Source organism: Streptomyces zinciresistens K42 (genome assembly GCF_000225525.1).
Classification (GTDB): domain Bacteria; phylum Actinomycetota; class Actinomycetes; order Streptomycetales; family Streptomycetaceae; genus Streptomyces; species Streptomyces zinciresistens.
Genome location: NZ_AGBF01000004.1, coordinates 23,420 through 40,087, shown reverse-complemented (window position 1 = coordinate 40,087; position 16,668 = coordinate 23,420). Strand labels below are relative to the sequence as shown.

The following is a 16,668-nucleotide window of genomic DNA, read 5'->3' as shown; positions in this document are numbered from 1 at the left end:
CCCACAGGCCCCGTTCCTGACCATGTACTTTGCGGGACGATGTACGTTGACATAGTCAGGAGGTTCCAGCCCTTTGAGCTTTGTTCTCGCCTGGCGTGGGCGAAGCGCTGGTGAAGCCGGCGCGAGAGCCGTTCGGGATCGCATGCTCCATGGTCGGGCCTCCAGCCATGGCCCGTCGCCGCCAGTCCGGGCTCGCGGCGACGGGGCTGTCGAGAGTTCATGATTAGGGGGCGCTGTAGCACGGAGGTGCCCTGAACGGGCAGGATCAGCAACATGAAAATTCTGGTGCTTGGTGGGACCTGGTTCCTTGGGCGAGCCGTTGCTCAGTCTGCGCTTGATCGTGGCTGGTCGGTGACTGTCTTCAACAGAGGCAGGTCCGGTACGGCTCCGGAAGGCACTCAAGAGATCCTCGGAGACCGCACCGTGCACGCGGACCTCCTCCGGCTGCGACAGCAGGGGCCGTGGGACGCGGTGATCGACACATCGGCCTCCGAGTTGGCCCCACGCGATGTGTTGGCCGGTGCCGAGGCGCTGCAGCCCGTGGCGGGCAAATACGTCTACATCTCGACCGTGAATGCTTACCGCGGATGGCCAGACGAGCCGCTGACCGAATGCTCCGAGTTGCTGGACGCACCGGCCGACGCCGATGTGAACTTTGGACGGCTGCCGGCGAACTGGGATGGACCCGACTGGTATTACGGTCGCCAGAAGGCCGGCGCGGAGCGCGCCGCCATCACCACGTTCGGCGCTCCGCGGGTGTCGATCTTGCGGCCCGGCGTCATTCTTGGACCCGGAGAATACGTGGGTCGCCTCCCTTGGTGGCTCCGGCGCACTTCAAAGGGCGGGATGATCCTCGCGCCGGGAGAGCCAGACAAATCGATCCAACCGGTGGACGTACGCGACGTAGCAGCGTTTGCGCTCGATCAGGCCCTTTCACCGAACGGCGGTGAGTTCAACGTCACCGCGCCCTTGGGTCGGGAGACGATGGGCGGATTCCTCACAGCCTGTCTCAATGTCACCGGAAGCGGGGGGCGACTGGTCTGGGCACCCGATGATCTCCTGATTGACCAGGGTGTGCAGCAGTGGACCGAACTGCCTCTCTGGCGCACCCACGCGGGCGTCTGGAATGTGGACTCGACGCGGGCGCAGGCCGCTGGCCTGCAATGCCGTCCCCTGGTGGAGACCGTAGCGGCCACTTGGGAGTGGATGCAGTCGGGCGGTGTGCCCGTCGAACACCCCCGTTGGGCAGAGCACGGCATCTCGCCGGAGAAGGAGGAGGAGATCCTCGCGAAGCTGGGCTCGTAACGGTCAGGGTTCGATGGCCAGTGGCGGCGTGCTCCCCAAGCGTTGCGCCGACGCCTCCGCCGTGTAGTCCTCGATCCGCTCGCCGAGCGCGATGGCGTCAGGCGCACCGCGGAAGTCCGTCTGAACAAGACCGGCGCGAACTGCCGCCATACGTTCGAGTGTCCCGGCTCCCCTCCATTCAGTCGGTACGCTGAAGGCGGGCTCCAGTGCGGCCTGCACGCCGTCGAGTTCGCCACGGAGCAGTCGGGCGCGGGCTAGATCCACGTGCGCCTGTGTGGAGATGAGCAGCGGACGCTGATGTTCGGGCTTGGCGCTGAGGAGTTGGAGGGCTTGCTCCGCAGCTTCCTCAGCGCCGTCAGCATCACGCAGCAGGAGGTAGGTGGTGGCGTTGCTCATGGCAACGCGGTCAAGGGGGAACCCGAATTCGCCGCCCACGTCATCGTGCAGCTCGTCTCGCGCACCAGTGCTCTGCTCAAGGGCGGCCCGCACAGCCCTTTCAGCAGACGCCTGGTCGCCCAGGTGTCCGTGGGCGCGTCCTTCGATTACGAATAGCCGCGTCATAGCCGTGTCGCCGAGTCCTCCGAACTGCTGGGCAGTGCGCACGAGACGTACGGCCTCCGCTGGACGGCCACCCCAGAACGCCAGGAAGGCGAGTGCACCGTGGGCGTACGCCTGAAGTGGACCGTGCTCGATCACTTGGCCGTACAAGGCGGCCGTACGGGACAGTGAGACGGCGGCGGGCAGGGAGCCGAGGTCGAAGCAGATCGCCGACAGGACGGCGGCCGACTGGCCGGCAGCCAGGTAGCCGTGCTCACGCTGGCGGGGCACCTGGGTCCTCTCCAGCAGCGACTGCGCGACGCTCAGGAGTTCCTTCGCCCTGCGGTAGACCTCCACGGGAGACGTTCGGCTGTACTCGCGTGCCAGGGCGACGATGTCGTCGTCAAGCTGGTCGAGTGTCATGTCCGGCACACTGAGGGACGCGGCGTCCCCGGCGTGCGAAGCGGCATCCCGAGCAGTCATTGCAAGATCACTCTCATTGATCGTAGGTACATAGCTCGCGCCCGGCGGCGGCCCGCTCGGTTGGCTGAGAAGAGCTCTGGCGTTGCGCCCGAACATGCGCTCAAGCACCTCGGGTGCAGGCTGATTCGGGAGCCCCTTGACGCGCCCTGCTGTCCACCGACGAAACGTCTGCTCCTCCACCGTGGCGCTGAAGAAGTGGGGCTCGTCGGCCGCGACGGACAGCTCCTGAGCGGCCTTCTCGTACTCCTTCCTGAACCGCGGGTACGCCCAACCGCGTTCCCAGACCAGCAGTTGAAGCAACGTCCGCGCTTCCATCCCCGACGGCTCCCTTCTGGCCGCTGGCAATGAGGCGGCCCGTATCGGCCTGGGGCGTCAAGCCCCGCGCTTCAACTATCACCCAACTCAAGCCCCATATAGCGATCTCGCAGGCAAGTGGGGTCCAGATGACATGTTGGTGATACCCGTGTCACCCCGCGGGATGCAGGTGATACCCCCGGTGACATGGCGGGCCCGGCTCTCCCGGGGAAACCTTGATCTCCCCTCGCGGTCTCCGCTTGAGCGTCTTGAGGCGGCGAGGGCCGGTCTGCAACTCCCCACGAAGCCGAGGCCACCACCATGAGCCAAAGCACCACCCCGCGTAGTTGCTTGGAACGGGCAGCCAAGATGGGAGCCCGAGCATGGTTGCCGGACGCCGCCGCGGCTACAGACATGCACGTCTTCCAGGCCGCGTTCGTACCGGATCCGCTGGCGGTCGCGGATATGCGCGGCTCGACGGCGGCCTTCCTGGGGCAGGCAGGCTTGACGGGGCCGATAACCGACAATGTGGTGCTGGCGGTCTCGGAGTCCATCACGAATGCGATCGAGCACGGACACGGCGTGATCGAACTGCGGCTGCGCGCTGTCGGCGGGACCCTCACTGTTTCAGTGACCGACGAAAATCCCGCCCCGGCAGTGTTGCAACAGGCTGGCCCGGACGACATCTCCGGCCGGGGCATGGCGCTCGTCGCAGCGCTCGCAGACAAGTGGGGCAGCAGCGGCAAAGAAACGTGGTGCCAGTTCTTCTGTGACAGCATCGGGAGCCCGACGTGAATGTCGCGCCCCGGTTGGTGACGGCCCAGGCCGCTACGAGAGACGCAGCTGGCGAGAAGTTGCGGCAAGCGGAGTTACGGGCGCTCCGAGGCATCGAGCCAGTAGGTGGCAAGCATTTCGCCCGGCCAGGCTGGCTGATGCACCGGTCCTCGGGGCCCCATCTGTGCGAAGTACGGCGCTATGTCGAGGATGGGAGTGCCGTCTACAGCGTCCAGGTCGGTGACGACGAGGTCCCGGCCGTCTGTCTTGAGCAGTCGCGGATAGCTGATCGCCAGTTGGTTGGGGCGTCGGTGGTTGCGGTGGACGAAGGTTCCGGTTGCCGGCCAGATCGGGTTTCCTCTTGGGCTGCGGGCATGGAGCTGCACGTCTTCGGGACGCGCCAAGTGGAAGTGCCAGGTCACTGTGAGGTGGGAGAACTCCTCGACGCCCTGCAGCGTTTCGAGCGGGAAGGCGTCGTCCAGTCGGATGATCGATTCCACCCCGCCCTGGTAGTCGTCTTGGACGCGGGTGTGGCCCCCAATGACCGTTGCGATCGGTTCGACCTCGTACGTCGCCATCGGCGCTCGTTCCTCTCCCATGAAGTCGCGTGTGCAGCAACCGCCAGCCGCACCTGCGGACCTGCCCTGTGGTCAGCCTATGGCGCGCAGTATTTCCCGTGCCCGGCGGTCCAATTCAACGACGTGGCGGCCTCCGCGTTGCCGGACGGGCGACAGGTCGCTCTGCATGCGGACGATGACGTCGCGGGCGCGGCCGGACTGGACGCCGACCATGGCATCGAGGGCTTGTCCCCAGGTGCCGCATGCCTCGTCGAGACGTCCTTGCTGGACCTGGACGGCGCCCAGGTAGCCGAGTGTCACGCTGTGGGTGCGGGCGTACTGCTGCCGGCGGCGGGTGCGGACGCTGCGCTGGAAATGGATCTCCGCCTCGACGGGGTTGCCCAGGTCGCGCAGGGCGCAGGCAGTTTCGTGGGCGAGAGAGGCTTCCTGAAAAAAGCCGACGCGGTCGGGGGCGTCCTCGTTGTCGGCGCGGGCGAGGTCCCGCTCTGCTCGGCTGATGGCCGCGAGGGTGCCGGGCCTGTCGCCGTCGGCGGCCATGGCGCGGGCGTGGACGATGGAGAGCAGGGCCTTCTCGCGCGAGCTGGCCTGGCCGTAGTGAGTGCGGGCCATGGAGGCATCGGCCAGGTCGAGGGCCCTGCGTGGGTGTCCGAGGTCGACTGCCTGGTGGGCGAGGGCGCGCAGGATGTGGCCGCCCAGTGGTCCGTCTCCGGCTTCGGCCGCTATGCGGGCGGCGAGGGTGAGGTAGCGCTGGGCGGTGCGGTGCTCCGAGGCGTCGAACGCCATCCAGCCAGCGATGTAGGTCATCTCTGCCACGGCCGAGTACGTGTCCCGTCGGTGCCGTTCCGTTCGAAACCTGCTGCCCAGCAGGGGCACCGCTTCGTCGCGAAGGTGGCCGGCCAGAGCCGAGCGCCCAGAGGCTCCACCACGCTGCTGGTCCCGTGCGGAGTAGAAGGCTGTCAGGTTGCGGACGTCATCGATGTCGGCCTGGGTCACCAACCGTGGGGAGACTGCTGGGCGCGATGCTGCAGCGGCTGGGGCGGTTGTCCACCACGAACTCGCGGGCAGAGTGAGGCCGGCGGCCGAGTACGCGGCGGTCGCCAGCAGCTTGCGTCGGTGCATGTCCAGGTCGTCGCTTCCCAGCTCGGCCAGCACGGTCAGAGGGTCGACGCTCCAGTCGGAACTGCTGTCGGGCGAGCCTGTCGGCCCGTCTTCCAGCCCGAGGTCAGCGAGGGTGAGGGGGCGACTGAGCCTGCGGGACAGCGTCTCACGCAGGATATGAGGCGCTCGTCCGCTGGGCTTGGTGCCCTGGACCCACATGGCGATGTGCGAGCGCGAGATGGCCTCCAATTCGCGAGCACCGCTCTCCGCGGCGACACGAGCCACCGCGGCGGCTGCTTGGGGCTGGGACCAGCCCGCTTCGCGCAGGAGTGCGGCGAGGGCGACGTTTCGCTCACGGGCCATGGGCTGCCCCTCGGGTCCGAAATGATCTTTGACGCCTTTGACGGCCTTGCGGGCCGCACAGGCATACCCCCCAGCGGGGATTCGCGGTTCGCTCAACGTAGCGGCCGGATCACTCACCATGCACGCCGACCGACTGTGGTGCACGGCGTCTCTCACTCAATTCGGCTTGATTCACATAGGAGTTGTGTCATGCGTCTCTCGCTGGCCCCTCGCCGGGCGTTCTGCCAGCGCAGTGGTCAGGGCCGGAGACTCGGTGATCCGGGTGCCGGGCGTGACCAAGCGGTGTCCGCGACGGAGACGGTGACGCTCGTGCTGGGCGAGGACTCCCCGGTGCCCGAGACCGCCGCCGATGTGGAGGACCTCGTCCTGCGGCTGCGAGGGCACGTCAACCAGCTCGGAACCCTGATGCCTTCGCAGGAGCCGGCCTTGCTCCGTGCGCAGCAACTCTGCTCGGTCGGGCTCCCGGAGGGCTATCTGCCCAGCCGGGTGCACCTCGTCAGACTCGCCGAGGCCACGCAGGAACTCATCGCGAAGATCCGGCTGGACGACGTCGGAGCGAGTCGACCGGCACGGAGGTTGGCTCGATGGACGCCGCAGATCAACGTGCTGCGCGGTGCGGTCTTCGTCGTCGCCCTCACCTGCCTGGTGTGGGCCGCTTCGGTGCCCCGGACATGACCCTCACCGGAGCGCTCCTCATCGGACTGATCCTCGTCGCGATGGCGTGGCTGGTGTGCCGAGGCACTCGTGCGACTGGCCTCGATCCCGCAGACAGGGCCTCTACACCACCTCCGAGCGAGCCTGCGTCCCCGCGCTGACCGCTGGCTCCTTGACTCCCGGCCTGTCCCCGGCCGCTTCGGCGGCCCCGATAACACCCCCAGACCAGCGGGGCTTAACGGAGATCCACACACGATGAAACGCCTTCCGCGTATCGAGCAGTACGGCCTGATCGGCGACACGCAGACCAGCGCCCACGTCTGCGACGACGGCACGATCGACTGGCTTTGCCTGCCCCGCTTCGACTCACCGGCCGTGTTTGCCGGTCTGCTCGGCACACAGAAGCACGGCACCTGGCAGATCGCCCCGGCTTCGTCCGCAGGCGGGTCCGGCTCCGGAAGAGTGGCTGAACGCCGGTACCGAGGTGACTCGCTCGTTCTCGAATCGCTGTGGCGCACCCCGACTGGTTCGGTCCGGGTCCTGGATTTCATGCCGCCGCGCGACGGGGCCCCACAGGTGATCCGGATCGCTGAGGGCCTGACTGGCGAAGTGGAGATGGTCTCGGCCATGCGTCCTCGGCCGGGGTACGGCAGCGTCAGCCCGTGGATCCACGAGGTCGGTGGGCGCATGGTCGCGGAGGCCGGCGCGGACGCTCTGTGGCTCGACACCTGCGTCCTGCAGTTGGAGAAGGACGGTATGGTCGTCAGCGCCTTCGCCATCAGCGCCGGGCAGAGCGTGGCGTTTGTGCTCAGCTGGTGCCCGTCCCACGCCCCCGCACCGGACGTTCCTGCCCCGGAGGCCGCGCTCGCCGAGACGCTCGCCTTCTGGCAGGACTGGACGCAGGAGAGCACCTACGACGGGCCCTACCGCGAGGCCGTGGTCCGGTCCTCGATCACGCTGAAGGCCATGACCTACGGGCCGAGCGGCGGGATCGTCGCGGCGCCGACCACGTCGCTGCCCGAAGAGATCGGCGGCGACCGGAACTGGGACTACCGCTTCACCTGGCTGCGCGACGCCGCCACGACGCTTGCCGCGCTGCTGGGGACCGGATACCGGCAGGAGGCACAGGCATGGCGGCGATGGCTGCTGCGCGCTGTGGCCGGGGACCCGGAGAACCTGCAGATCATGTACGGGATCACCGGGGAGCGTGACCTGCGGGAGCGGGAGCTTCCCTGGCTTCCCGGGTACGAGGGATCGGCTCCGGTACGGGTCGGGAACGGGGCGGCGAACCAGCTGCAGCTCGACGTGTACGGCGAGGTCATCGACACCCTGTACCTCGCGCACCAGAGCGGAGTCGCCCACTGCGCCGACACCGCGATCCTGCACCAGCGGCTCATCGAGTACCTGGTCCAGCGCTGGCGGGAGCCCGACGAGGGCATCTGGGAGATCCGCGGGGCCCGCCGGCACTTCGTCCATTCCAAGGTGATGGCCTGGGTGGCGGTCGACCGCACCATCCGCCTGGCCGAGGCCGGCGCGCTCGACATGGACGTGGCCCCGCTGGTCGAGCTGCGGGCGGCGATCCACCGGGAGGTCTGTGACAAGGGCTTCGACCCGGTGCGCAACACCTTCACGCAGTCCTACGGCTCGCAGGAGCTGGACGCTGCCACGCTGCTCATCCCCCGCACCAGCTTTCTGCCGCCCGACGACCCGCGCGTCATCGGCACCGTGGATGCGGTCCGTCGTGAACTCTCCACGGAAGACGGGCTCGTGTACCGGTACCCGACCTGCGGTGAGGACGTCGGGGTAGACGGCTTGACCGGCGACGAGGGCGCCTTCTTCCTGTGCAACTTCTGGCTCGTCGACGGCCTCGCCCTGACCGGCCGCCCCGACGAGGCCCGTGCCTTGTTCGAACGCCTCCTGGCTCTGCGCAACGACCTCGGGCTCCTGGCGGAGGAGTACGACCCCGTCCAGCAGCGCCAGCTCGGCAACTTCCCGCAGGCGTTCAGCCACATGGGCCTGATCCAAAGCGCCCTGCTCCTTCAGCAGATGGCGGCGCAGTCCTCCCCCCGCCACGCCGCGCTGGCGGTTCCCGCACCCCGCTCAACCTCCCGCAGCACGCGCCAGTCCACCGCAGACCTGACGCCGCAGCACGCATAGCCACCCCACCCCTGACGAGGATTCCCATGCCTGACAGCGCCTTCCCGGCACGGCCGGCCGCTACCGGCCACCGCAGACGGCGGCCCCCGGTCGACGCGACCACGCTGTACCTCGCCCGTCGCGCCGTGGCACTGCCCCTGGCACTCCTTGCCGCGCTGCTGCTCGCCGCCTTCGCTCTCCGGTCGGGGTCCGTCGTAGGCCCCGGCTGGGTCCTGGCCGGCCTGGTCTGCGGACTGGCGGCGGTCCTCGCGGTGGCGGCACACGGAACGCGCACCGTGGCCAGTGCCGTGCAGTCGGCAGTGGAGGAGTCCCAGGCAGCAGCGCTGACAGCGGTCACAGGGGCAGCGGCAGCCGTTGAGAAGTCGGTGCAGTGGTCGGCGGACGAGCTGTGCCGCGGAAAACGTCCAGCGTTGCCGGACCCGCACACCGCGCAGTCGCCCACTGCGAACGCCGGGATCGACAACGCGCTGAGTGCCCTCCAGGCGCAGGCCATCATGTCGCTGATCCGCGTGCACGACGAGTCCCAGTCCGTGGTCCTCCTGGAAGTGCTTCGCCGCCTGGCCATGCGCGAGCACGCCCTGGTCAGCAAGGCACTCCAGGCACTGAGCCAGCTGGAGATGCTGACCGACGACCCGGAACTGCTGGCCAAGATCTTCGAGATCGATCACCTCGTGACGCGGATGCGCCGCCAGGTCGAGAGCACGGCGGTCCTGGGCGGACAGTCCCTGCGCAGCGTGCGCCGGCCCGTTCCCGTCACGACGGCCCTGCGTGGCGCTGTCTCCGAGGTCGTGCAGTATCCGCGGGTGGCCGTCGCGGCCGGATCCGTGGGCGCCGAGCTGGGGTTGCCCGGCCATGTGGGGCCGGACCTGACGCACCTGCTGGCCGAGCTGATCGAGAACGCCTGCGAGTGCTCGGATCCAGAAACGCGGGTGATGGTGCGCGCGCAGCGGGTGCCACACGGGCTGGCCATCGAGGTCGAGGACCGCGCCATCCCCATGCACCCGCAGACGCGGGCACAGATGAACCACCTGCTCAAAGCCCCGGACGAGGTCGACGTCAGCGGCCAGGTCCGGGCTGGACAGCTCGGCCTGCTGGTCGCCGCGAAGATCGCCCAGTCACACGGGTTGTCCGTCCTCCTGCAGGAGAACGCGACGGGAGGCACCACCGCCCTGGTCGTCATACCGGCACGGCTCCTGGTAGCCATTCCATCGGTCGAGGACGCGGGTGCGCCGCAGCCCGAGGAAGCTCGCATGTCCGGGCAGCAGCCGCAGCAGGTGGCCGCGGCTCCTGCCGCCCCAGGGGTGGGGCAGGTCGCACGCCCCGGCGCCGCTGGGGCATCGACCTCGGCGGGTCATTCGGCCGACGCGCCCGCTCTTCCCACGCGCACGCGTCGGTCGGAGCCTTTCCGTCCGCCACGGGAGCGGGAGCAAGCCCCCGTGTCCGCGGCGACGCCCGGGCTGGCAGCCGCCTTCCGCAGCGGCCTCCAGGCCGGCGGCACCGCCAGTCCCCCTCCCGCCTCGACAGAAGACCCCACCCCCTGACCCGCTTCTTCCGCGTTCCCGGCGGCCCAGTACACCCACTGGCCCTTCCCCCTTCTGGAGCGATCCCCATGAGCACCCACCCCGCGATGAACAACGTGACCGACGGCACGCCCGCATCCGCGACGACAAGCGGACAGCGGGACAGCATGGCCTGGCTGCTGCGTCAGTTCGCCTCCGAGACGCCGGGCGTCACGCACGCCGTCCTGCTCTCGCGCGACGGACTGCGGCTGCTGGACAGCGACGTCGACAAGGACTGGGCGGACGAACTGTCGGCCGCCTTCAGCGGGGTCGCCTCCCTCGCGGCGAACATCACCGGCCCCAGCCACAAGAAGAGGCCGGCCCGGCAGGTCATCATCGAGCGAGACGACTGCCTGTTCTTCGTCCAGAGCGCCGGGCGCAGCGCGGCCTTCGACAACCACCCCGGGGCCGAACGGGGTGAGGTGGACACGATCCTCGCTGTCATCGCCACCCGGGACGCCGACGTGGGCACCGTCGGCTTCGAGATGGGGCGCCTGGTCCAGCGGTTCGCCCCGTACATGCTGATCCCCGTCCGCGTGGGCACGGGCGGAGAGGTCCGGTGACCACGTACGGCCGCGCGGCCGAGGAGTCGGCGTTCGTGCGGACCTACACGCTGACGCGCGGGCGTACCAAGCCGCGGCACCTGCTCGCTCTGGAAACCGTCCTGGAGGCCGGGCAGGGAAGGCCCGGCCCGGCGCAGGCCGAGGAGTGCGAGGAGATTCTCGCCCTGTGCCGGGAGCGCCGGCGGTCGGTGGTCGAGCTGGCGGGCCGCCTTGGCCGGCCCGTGACGGCCGTCAAGATCCTCGTGTCCGACCTCCTGGACGCCGACGCCCTCGTCGTCCCCCTGACCCAGTCCTATGCCGATACCGGCGCAGGGTCCGGTCCGTCTATCCAAATGCTGGCAGCCGTTTCCGCCGGCTTGAAGAGGAAGTGGCCTGATGCCGTCGCCTATCCCCAGGCCGGATGACCCGACCACGGTTTCGCCGCGCTCGCAGGCCGGTGCGCCGACCGTGCTGAAGATCGTGATCGCCGGCGGTTTCGGCGCGGGCAAGACCACCGCCGTGGGCGCCGTCAGCGAGATCACGCCGCTGAGTACGGAGGAGTACCTGACCGCGGCGAGCGCAGACGTCGACAGCCTGGCGGGCATCGAAGCGAAGACCACCACCACGGTCGCCTTCGACTTCGGCCGACTGAGCCTGCCCGACGCGCCGATGCCTCTGGAGCTGTTCCTGTTCGGCACGCCGGGCCAGGACCGGTTCGTCGACCTCTGGTACGACCTCTCCCGCGGCGCCGTCGGCGCGGTCGTCCTGGTCGACACCCGCCGCTTGGAGAGCAGCTTCACGCCCGTCAGCTTCTTCGAAGACATCGGCCTGCCCTTCGTCGTCGCGGTGAACCAGTTCGACGGCGCACACCGCTACCACCCCGAGCAGGTCCGCGCCGCTCTCGAACTCCCCGCCGCCGTGCCGGTGGTCATCTGCGACGCCCGCGAGCCGAATCAAGTCGCCGGCGTTCTGCTGGCCCTCGTCGACCACGCCGTGAACAGCGCCGCCACCACCAATCGCGCTGGTCACACCCCTTCTACCACCCTCCAGGACGCCTGATGTCACAGCACCCCAGCGACCCCTACCGCACGCCGCAGACTGCCCCGCCCGCCCGGTCCTTGCCTCGGCGCGACATGCGGGACACCAACCGTGGCCCGTTCACCCTGACCGCCACCGCCCTCACCAGCCAGCGACCTCAGCAGTCGTTGGAGCTGGCGCAGCGTTACGAGCTGCTCAACCGCCTGGGCGTGCCCCCGGTGGCCAACGAGGACTTCGACGACCTGGCCCGCAACATGGCTGAACGGGCCGGGTTCTTGTACGGGTTCGTCAACCTGTTCCTGGAGGAGCAGACTTTCGTCGGGCTGCACCAGCCGCCGGCGGACAGCGGGTTCGTGATCGTCGGCCGCACCATGAGCCGGGACCACGGCTGGTGCCCGGGGGTCATGGCCCGCAGGAAGGCCCTCCCGCTGCACGACGTGCACGCGTCCCCGCGCTTCAGCGGCAACGCGGTGGTCGACGCCGTCGGAATCCGCTCCTACTTCGGCGCTCCGTTGATCCACGACAGCGGCACGGTGCTGGGCACGGTGTGCGTCATCGACCCCGAGAAGCGGCCTCTGGCCGAGGCACGTCGTCTGCGGGACATCGTCATCAACGCCAGTGCACAGGTGCTGGACCACATCACCCGCGCCCCCGTCCGCTAGGCCGTTCCACAACTTCCCACCCGGGAGCCGTAGGCGTTCCCCGGCCGCTCCACGCGTTGCGACCTTCATCCAGGGAGAGGGAGATCATGTCCGCCACACCCACCACGCCGCCACCGGCGCTGCGTCCCTACCTCACCGCCCGCCACGATCTGCTGTGGCAGGAGGCGGACGCCTTCGCGGCCGAGCACGTCGCGCCGCGCGCCGCGCGGATGGAGGCCGCTCCGGGCCGGGTGGAGCGCAAGGTCGCCGACCTGATGGCCGCCCGGCGGTGGTTCGCCGTCACCGTCCCGGCGGTCTTCGGCGGGCTGGGCGCCGGACACGTGGCCAGGACCGTCTTGGTCCACCGCATCGCGCGGGTCTCGGCGGCTGCCGCGGCCATCCTCCAGGCCACCCTCATCCCCGTGGGCGCCCTGCTGCACTTCGCCACCTACGAGCAGAAGGGCCACTGGCTTCCCCGGGTCGCGGACGGGTCCGTGCTGCTGTCGATCGCCGTGACCGAACCGCTCGCCGGCGGACACATCGGCGGCATCGAGACCACCGCCGAACACATCGGCAACCAATGGGTGATCACCGGCAGCAAGATCCATATCGGCAACAGTCACCTCGCTGGAGCCCACCTCGTCGTCGCCCGCACCGCCGCGGCCGGAGTGAGCACCTCGCAGGCGCTGACCGCGTTCGTGGTCGAAGCCGACCGCCCCGGACTTTCCGTCTCCGACCACTGTGCCGGGCTCGGTCTGCATGGCTTCTCCGCCGGCCGCCTCGACCTCGATCACGTCCGCGTCCCCGAAGACAACGTGGTCGGCGAGGTCGGCCAGGGACTGGCCGTGGCCCAGAGCAGCAGCATCCTCTACGGCCGCCCCAACCTGGCCGCCGTCAGCCTCGGCATCCACGAAACCGTCGTGGACACCACCACCAGCAGGCTGAGCACCCGCCCCCGCTACCAGGGCGCCCTGTCCGACCTGCCGGTCCTGCGGGACCGCGTCGGCGGCATGGAGGCCCGCCTGCGCGCCGCACGGATACTCGCCTACCAGTCCGTGCACCTCCTCGACCAGGGCCTGCCCTGCGACGCCGACCTGATCAACGCGAAATACCTCGGCCACCAGTGGGCCGTCCAGTCCGCCCAGGACGCCATGGAACTGCACGGCGCCAACGCCCTCGATCGCGACTACATCGTCCAGCGCCTGTGGCGCGACATCCAGCACACCTACCCACCGGCCGGAACCGGCGAAGTCCAGCGCATACGCCTGGCCGACGCCGCCTTCGCAGAGGACCACATCCAGTGGTCCGAACGCCTCGCCGCCGAAGCCGCCTGGGCACGACCCGACCCGACCGCCGCATGAGCCCCCGTGCGCGGCACCCCGTGACTCCCCACCGCCGCGCACGGGCCCGTGCCGCCGGCCCCCTCCCCCGCGGGGACCGGCGGCACCCCTCCCAGTGACCATCCACTCAGCCGAGAGAGACACCGTGAACCCGCCCGTGACGACCAGCGCACCGATCACGCCCCTGCCGCCGACCCTGCAGCGCGTCGCCCAGCACCTCGCGAACGGCCTCACGGCCCAAGAGATCGCCACGCAGACCGTCCTGTCACCCGTGACCATCCGCCAGTACCTCCGCGACATCCGCGAGAGCCTCCACTGCCCGCCCCGCTGCAAGCCCCCGGTGATCGTGCACCGCCTGTTCACCACCCAACAGGTGGCCTCGCCCACGGCGGACCGGCCAGCGCCATCCCTCACCCCGGAACAGCGACTGCTGCTCCGAGCTGTCGCCGAGCACAGCGACCCCCGTGACATCGCCGTCGCCGCCAAGCTCGCCCCCGCCGACCAGCGCGCCGCACTCGACCAACTCCTCGCCGACACAGACGCCCGGGACACCACCCACCTGGTGATCCTTGCCCACAGCTGGAAACTGCTGCCGACCGACCCGGCGGCGCGCAGCGGAGCGAGCCAGTGAGAAGGCCCCCCACTCCCCTGGCCAACGAGGAGCCTCCGGCTTCCACCTCGTTCGCAGCGAAGTACCCGGACGCCGTATACGCAGTGCGCACGTTACGTACGGACGCCGAGCGCGCGGAAGCCGCTGCCCTCGCGCAGGACCGGCAGCGCTGGCTCACCCTGCGCGGCCTCCCCGTGCCCGCCCAAGCCGACGTGCCGACCCTGTTCCGCGACCCGCACACGACGTCGGCCGGCCTGTTCGAGGACGGAAAGCTGCTCGCCTGCATGGTCCCCGCGCGCGACCCCGGACTCAGCTGGGGCGAAGGCCCCTGCCTCCGCCTGGGCCACGTCCACACCCTGCCCGAGCAGCCCGACGACATCACCCGGCTGATCACCCTGTGGGCCTCCGACTTCGCCGCCCGGCAGAGCCTCCCGCTCGTACGGGCCGAAATCCTGGCAGGCCACACCCTGCAAGCCGAACCCATCGCCGCCCTGCTGCGTCGGCTCACGGACATGGGCTGGGACGTGCGGGGTTCCGGTCCGGGACGGGAGGGGGACCGGGTCGCCCACCTCGAACTGGCCGCCGAGCACCGCCCCCGACTCAGCACACTAATCAGCTGCCAAACCCAAGCTCCCCATCTTGCCGCGGAAGAAGGGAGCAGCACGTGACAACCGAAAAGCCGCAGCGGCCCGACATCGCCCGCGAGCTGATCGCCCGCGCCACGGAATCGGCAGCGCACCGGGCCACACGCATGCGCAACCAGCTCGATGGCGTCCAACTCGGCCGTGGTCGGCACACCGACTACGCCAACGCCAAGTTTCTGCACCGCGTCCTGGGCGAATACGAGTGGCCCGGCCACCGCCTCGTCGGCCCTGCTGCTGCCCGAGCCGCCTGGAGCATCGCCCTGCACAGCGACCACGATCTCGTCTTCCAGCGCGCCGCCACCATCCTGCTCGGACGTGCGGTCGAGGTCGGCGACGCGCTCGTCCACCACTGGGCACACCTGCACGACCGCACCCTTATCAACACCGGCCAGGACCAGGAGTACGGCACCCAGCTCCTGCTGAGCGCCGACCGCATCGAGCTGTGCCCACTGCGCGCGCCGGGATCCGTCGACAAACGAAGGGCCACGGTCGGTCTGCCGCCGATCGCTGTCGCACTGGAGACGGTGCGTAGCCGGTACATGCCTAACGGCTCTACCGATGAAGTCCCGAGCGTCGTCCTCGCGGAGGCCGCGTGAACAAGCGGAACACCGCGGTCCCCACCATTCGGCCTTCATGCCGCACATCCGCTCTGCGAAAGGGTTGTTGATCGATGAAGCTCCCTACCGCCGTCCTCACTGCCGGTGTTGCCCTGTCCCTCACGACCGCCGTGGTCGGAACCGCCCGGCTCAGGCAGAACGCACGGCACCAGGCCGAGCGGCACGAGGCGCTCCTCGCGGGCAACCAGCTCGACTGGCTGAACCGGGTGTCCACCAACGCCGACCTCGCCGAGCTGTGGAAGCCCGAGGACATGAAGGCCGAGGAGTACATGCAGCTCATGTCGGCCAACCGACTCATCTGCGCCCTCCGCCTCCGACACTGCCTCGGCCGCGTCCGCGACGGGCAGCTGCCGTTCTACGCCGAGATGGTCATGAGCAGTGACGTCTGCCGGCGCTACTGGCAGCGCTTCGGCGACCTCCGCGCTCAGGAGGCCGAGGGCGACAAGCGGGCCGAGCACTTCACCCAGGTGCTGGACCAGGCCGCGAAGAACCATCCTCAAGCGCAGCCCGCGGCAGCCTGACGGCGTATCTCGGTTCACCTTTCGGACTTCCGTGTCCCGTCCCCAACTCCTCTTCCGGACAGCAGTTCTCGTGTCTGAAGAGGTGGCCGGCGAGGACCCGACTGGCGCAGGCCACACAGCTGCTGCCCACCGGGGTCGGCCGTACCGCAACACACCGAATCGAAATGTTCCACCGGACCAATCAGGAGGATTCCCGTGACTCCCAGGGTGACCGACCAGGGCATGAGGACCGCCTCGGCCTCTGCCGCGCAGGATCCGTTCGACCTCGACATCAGCGTCATCGAATCGGGTGGCACGGTCGGGGCGAGTATCGCCTCCGACGGCGGCTGCGGCTCAACCTGCGGTGGCAACGCCTGTATCTCCAGCGGCTCCTGACCGCACCAGACCACCGGCACGACGCCCATGTCCTGTCGGCGCCGCCCACGCGGCACGTCCCTCGCGGCTCGATCGGAGCCGCGCACGGCAACGGAGGAATCACCACATGCAGATCGACGAATTCGACCTCGACATCAGCGTCCTGGAGTCCGACGACGGCTCCGCCACGCTGATCAACCTCACCGACGACGGCTGCGGCAGCACCTGCTCCAGCCCGTGTGCCACCAACGTGGCCTGATCATCTTCCACCGCACGACGAGTAGGGAGACACCCGCATGAACGCGAACACGATCAAGGTCCAGGCACAGTCCCCGGCCGCCACGGCGGGCGGTGACGCGTTCGACCTGGACATCAGCGTCCTGGAGTCCGGCGACGGCTCCGCCACGGTGATCAACCTGACGGACGACGGCTGCAAGCCGAGCTGCCAGGGGTCCTGCGCCACCAACGTGGCCTGACCTCGGCGCATTGATCTGCCAGCCCGCGCGGCCTTGCGCCGCGCGGGCTGGCACCCACCCCAACACACCACAACCAGGGAGGG

The 16,668-nt window shown here is 69.3% G+C and carries 20 protein-coding genes; 17 read left to right on the top strand and 3 right to left on the bottom strand.

What is annotated here, in order from left to right; all coding sequences use genetic code 11:
- Nucleotides 1-273: 273 nt before the first annotated feature.
- Entirely contained in the window at nucleotides 274-1,305 is a 1,032-nt protein-coding gene (locus SZN_RS02675; protein ID WP_078508393.1) for an NAD-dependent epimerase/dehydratase family protein, read from the top strand.
- Nucleotides 1,306-1,308: 3 nt separating this feature from the next.
- Here the strand turns inward: SZN_RS02675 and SZN_RS02670 are convergent, their stop codons facing one another.
- Nucleotides 1,309-2,640, bottom strand: coding sequence for an NsdA family TPR-like regulatory protein (locus SZN_RS02670; RefSeq protein WP_043727719.1), 1,332 nt, complete (start codon nucleotides 2,638-2,640; stop codon nucleotides 1,309-1,311).
- A 393-nt stretch (nucleotides 2,641-3,033) separates the two neighbouring features.
- Between SZN_RS02670 and SZN_RS02665 the strand changes: the two genes are divergently transcribed.
- On the top strand, nucleotides 3,034-3,414 hold the full coding sequence (locus tag SZN_RS02665) for an ATP-binding protein (RefSeq protein ID WP_007491185.1): 381 nt from the start codon (nucleotides 3,034-3,036) through the stop codon (nucleotides 3,412-3,414).
- Between the two features lie 74 nt (nucleotides 3,415-3,488).
- Here SZN_RS02665 and SZN_RS02660 read toward each other — a convergent pair whose 3' ends face one another.
- Nucleotides 3,489-3,971 carry an SAM-dependent methyltransferase gene (locus tag SZN_RS02660; RefSeq protein WP_007491184.1) on the bottom strand — a complete coding sequence of 161 codons (483 nt, stop codon included), beginning with the start codon at nucleotides 3,969-3,971 and terminating at the stop codon, nucleotides 3,489-3,491.
- 72 nt (nucleotides 3,972-4,043) lie between these two features.
- Complete coding sequence (locus tag SZN_RS02655) at nucleotides 4,044-5,432, bottom strand: NsdA family TPR-like regulatory protein (RefSeq protein WP_007491183.1); 1,389 nt, start codon at nucleotides 5,430-5,432, stop codon at nucleotides 4,044-4,046.
- Between the two features lie 189 nt (nucleotides 5,433-5,621).
- Here SZN_RS02655 and SZN_RS02650 point away from each other — a divergent pair, with 189 nt between their 5' ends.
- The 15 genes from SZN_RS02650 (at nucleotide 5,622) to SZN_RS02585 (ending at nucleotide 16,585) form a co-directional block, all read left to right on the top strand.
- The gene (locus tag SZN_RS02650) at nucleotides 5,622-6,107 is read left to right on the top strand and encodes a DUF6415 family natural product biosynthesis protein (RefSeq protein WP_244313273.1); all 486 of its coding nucleotides are present in this window, start codon (nucleotides 5,622-5,624) and stop codon (nucleotides 6,105-6,107) included.
- Between the two features lie 234 nt (nucleotides 6,108-6,341).
- Nucleotides 6,342-8,243, top strand: coding sequence for a glycoside hydrolase family 15 protein (locus tag SZN_RS02645; RefSeq protein ID WP_007491181.1), 1,902 nt, complete (start codon nucleotides 6,342-6,344; stop codon nucleotides 8,241-8,243).
- Nucleotides 8,244-8,269: 26 nt separating this feature from the next.
- Complete coding sequence (locus SZN_RS02640) at nucleotides 8,270-9,784, top strand: sensor histidine kinase (RefSeq protein ID WP_007491180.1); 1,515 nt, start codon at nucleotides 8,270-8,272, stop codon at nucleotides 9,782-9,784.
- A 68-nt stretch (nucleotides 9,785-9,852) separates the two neighbouring features.
- A complete protein-coding gene (locus tag SZN_RS02635) occupies nucleotides 9,853-10,365 on the top strand; it encodes a roadblock/LC7 domain-containing protein (protein ID WP_007491178.1) in 513 nt (170 codons plus the stop codon).
- The gene (locus tag SZN_RS02630; protein ID WP_007491176.1) at nucleotides 10,362-10,769 is read left to right on the top strand and encodes a DUF742 domain-containing protein; all 408 of its coding nucleotides are present in this window, start codon (nucleotides 10,362-10,364) and stop codon (nucleotides 10,767-10,769) included. Before SZN_RS02635 ends, SZN_RS02630 begins: the two co-directional genes overlap by 4 nt.
- Nucleotides 10,741-11,403, top strand: a complete 663-nt coding sequence (locus SZN_RS02625) for a GTP-binding protein (protein ID WP_425274401.1) — start codon at nucleotides 10,741-10,743, stop codon at nucleotides 11,401-11,403. The genes SZN_RS02630 and SZN_RS02625 overlap by 29 nt, the downstream gene beginning before the upstream one ends.
- Nucleotides 11,403-12,044 carry a GAF domain-containing protein gene (locus SZN_RS02620; protein ID WP_043727710.1) on the top strand — a complete coding sequence of 214 codons (642 nt, stop codon included), beginning with the start codon at nucleotides 11,403-11,405 and terminating at the stop codon, nucleotides 12,042-12,044. Before SZN_RS02625 ends, SZN_RS02620 begins: the two co-directional genes overlap by 1 nt.
- 86 nt (nucleotides 12,045-12,130) lie before the next feature.
- Entirely contained in the window at nucleotides 12,131-13,384 is a 1,254-nt protein-coding gene (locus SZN_RS02615) for an acyl-CoA dehydrogenase family protein (protein WP_007491169.1), read from the top strand.
- Nucleotides 13,385-13,520: 136 nt separating this feature from the next.
- Complete coding sequence (locus SZN_RS02610) at nucleotides 13,521-13,994, top strand: helix-turn-helix domain-containing protein (protein WP_244313272.1); 474 nt, start codon at nucleotides 13,521-13,523, stop codon at nucleotides 13,992-13,994.
- Between the two features lie 83 nt (nucleotides 13,995-14,077).
- Nucleotides 14,078-14,641, top strand: coding sequence for a hypothetical protein (locus SZN_RS02605; RefSeq protein WP_007491165.1), 564 nt, complete (start codon nucleotides 14,078-14,080; stop codon nucleotides 14,639-14,641).
- A complete protein-coding gene (locus SZN_RS02600) occupies nucleotides 14,638-15,213 on the top strand; it encodes a DUF6624 domain-containing protein (RefSeq protein ID WP_007491163.1) in 576 nt (191 codons plus the stop codon). Before SZN_RS02605 ends, SZN_RS02600 begins: the two co-directional genes overlap by 4 nt.
- 74 nt (nucleotides 15,214-15,287) lie before the next feature.
- Entirely contained in the window at nucleotides 15,288-15,755 is a 468-nt protein-coding gene (locus SZN_RS02595) for a DUF6082 family protein (RefSeq protein ID WP_007491161.1), read from the top strand.
- Between the two features lie 195 nt (nucleotides 15,756-15,950).
- Nucleotides 15,951-16,130: an FxLD family lanthipeptide gene (locus tag SZN_RS02590; protein ID WP_007491159.1), complete on the top strand. Its 180-nt coding sequence runs from the start codon at nucleotides 15,951-15,953 to the stop codon at nucleotides 16,128-16,130.
- A 106-nt stretch (nucleotides 16,131-16,236) separates the two neighbouring features.
- Nucleotides 16,237-16,368, top strand: a complete 132-nt coding sequence (locus SZN_RS38070; protein WP_007491158.1) for an FxLD family lanthipeptide — start codon at nucleotides 16,237-16,239, stop codon at nucleotides 16,366-16,368.
- 37 nt (nucleotides 16,369-16,405) lie between these two features.
- Nucleotides 16,406-16,585 carry an FxLD family lanthipeptide gene (locus SZN_RS02585; RefSeq protein WP_007491157.1) on the top strand — a complete coding sequence of 60 codons (180 nt, stop codon included), beginning with the start codon at nucleotides 16,406-16,408 and terminating at the stop codon, nucleotides 16,583-16,585.
- The last annotated feature ends 83 nt before the right edge of the window (nucleotides 16,586-16,668 follow it).

What these genes read in the sequence shown, in the direction of transcription:
- SZN_RS38070 (WP_007491158.1), top strand. Translation starts at nt 16,237, where the DNA reads ATGCAGATCGACGAATTCGACCTCGACATCAGCGTCCTGGAGTCCGAC.
- SZN_RS02620 (WP_043727710.1), top strand. Translation starts at nt 11,403, where the DNA reads ATGTCACAGCACCCCAGCGACCCCTACCGCACGCCGCAGACTGCCCCG.
- SZN_RS02675 (WP_078508393.1), top strand. Translation starts at nt 274, where the DNA reads ATGAAAATTCTGGTGCTTGGTGGGACCTGGTTCCTTGGGCGAGCCGTT.
- SZN_RS02670 (WP_043727719.1), bottom strand. Translation starts at nt 2,640, where the DNA reads ATGGAAGCGCGGACGTTGCTTCAACTGCTGGTCTGGGAACGCGGTTGG.
- SZN_RS02585 (WP_007491157.1), top strand. Translation starts at nt 16,406, where the DNA reads ATGAACGCGAACACGATCAAGGTCCAGGCACAGTCCCCGGCCGCCACG.
- SZN_RS02625 (WP_425274401.1), top strand. Translation starts at nt 10,741, where the DNA reads ATGCCGTCGCCTATCCCCAGGCCGGATGACCCGACCACGGTTTCGCCG.
- SZN_RS02665 (WP_007491185.1), top strand. Translation starts at nt 3,034, where the DNA reads ATGCACGTCTTCCAGGCCGCGTTCGTACCGGATCCGCTGGCGGTCGCG.
- SZN_RS02640 (WP_007491180.1), top strand. Translation starts at nt 8,270, where the DNA reads ATGCCTGACAGCGCCTTCCCGGCACGGCCGGCCGCTACCGGCCACCGC.
- SZN_RS02645 (WP_007491181.1), top strand. Translation starts at nt 6,342, where the DNA reads ATGAAACGCCTTCCGCGTATCGAGCAGTACGGCCTGATCGGCGACACG.
- SZN_RS02660 (WP_007491184.1), bottom strand. Translation starts at nt 3,971, where the DNA reads ATGGCGACGTACGAGGTCGAACCGATCGCAACGGTCATTGGGGGCCAC.
- SZN_RS02655 (WP_007491183.1), bottom strand. Translation starts at nt 5,432, where the DNA reads ATGGCCCGTGAGCGAAACGTCGCCCTCGCCGCACTCCTGCGCGAAGCG.
- SZN_RS02635 (WP_007491178.1), top strand. Translation starts at nt 9,853, where the DNA reads ATGAGCACCCACCCCGCGATGAACAACGTGACCGACGGCACGCCCGCA.
- SZN_RS02615 (WP_007491169.1), top strand. Translation starts at nt 12,131, where the DNA reads ATGTCCGCCACACCCACCACGCCGCCACCGGCGCTGCGTCCCTACCTC.
- SZN_RS02650 (WP_244313273.1), top strand. Translation starts at nt 5,622, where the DNA reads ATGCGTCTCTCGCTGGCCCCTCGCCGGGCGTTCTGCCAGCGCAGTGGT.
- SZN_RS02595 (WP_007491161.1), top strand. Translation starts at nt 15,288, where the DNA reads ATGAAGCTCCCTACCGCCGTCCTCACTGCCGGTGTTGCCCTGTCCCTC.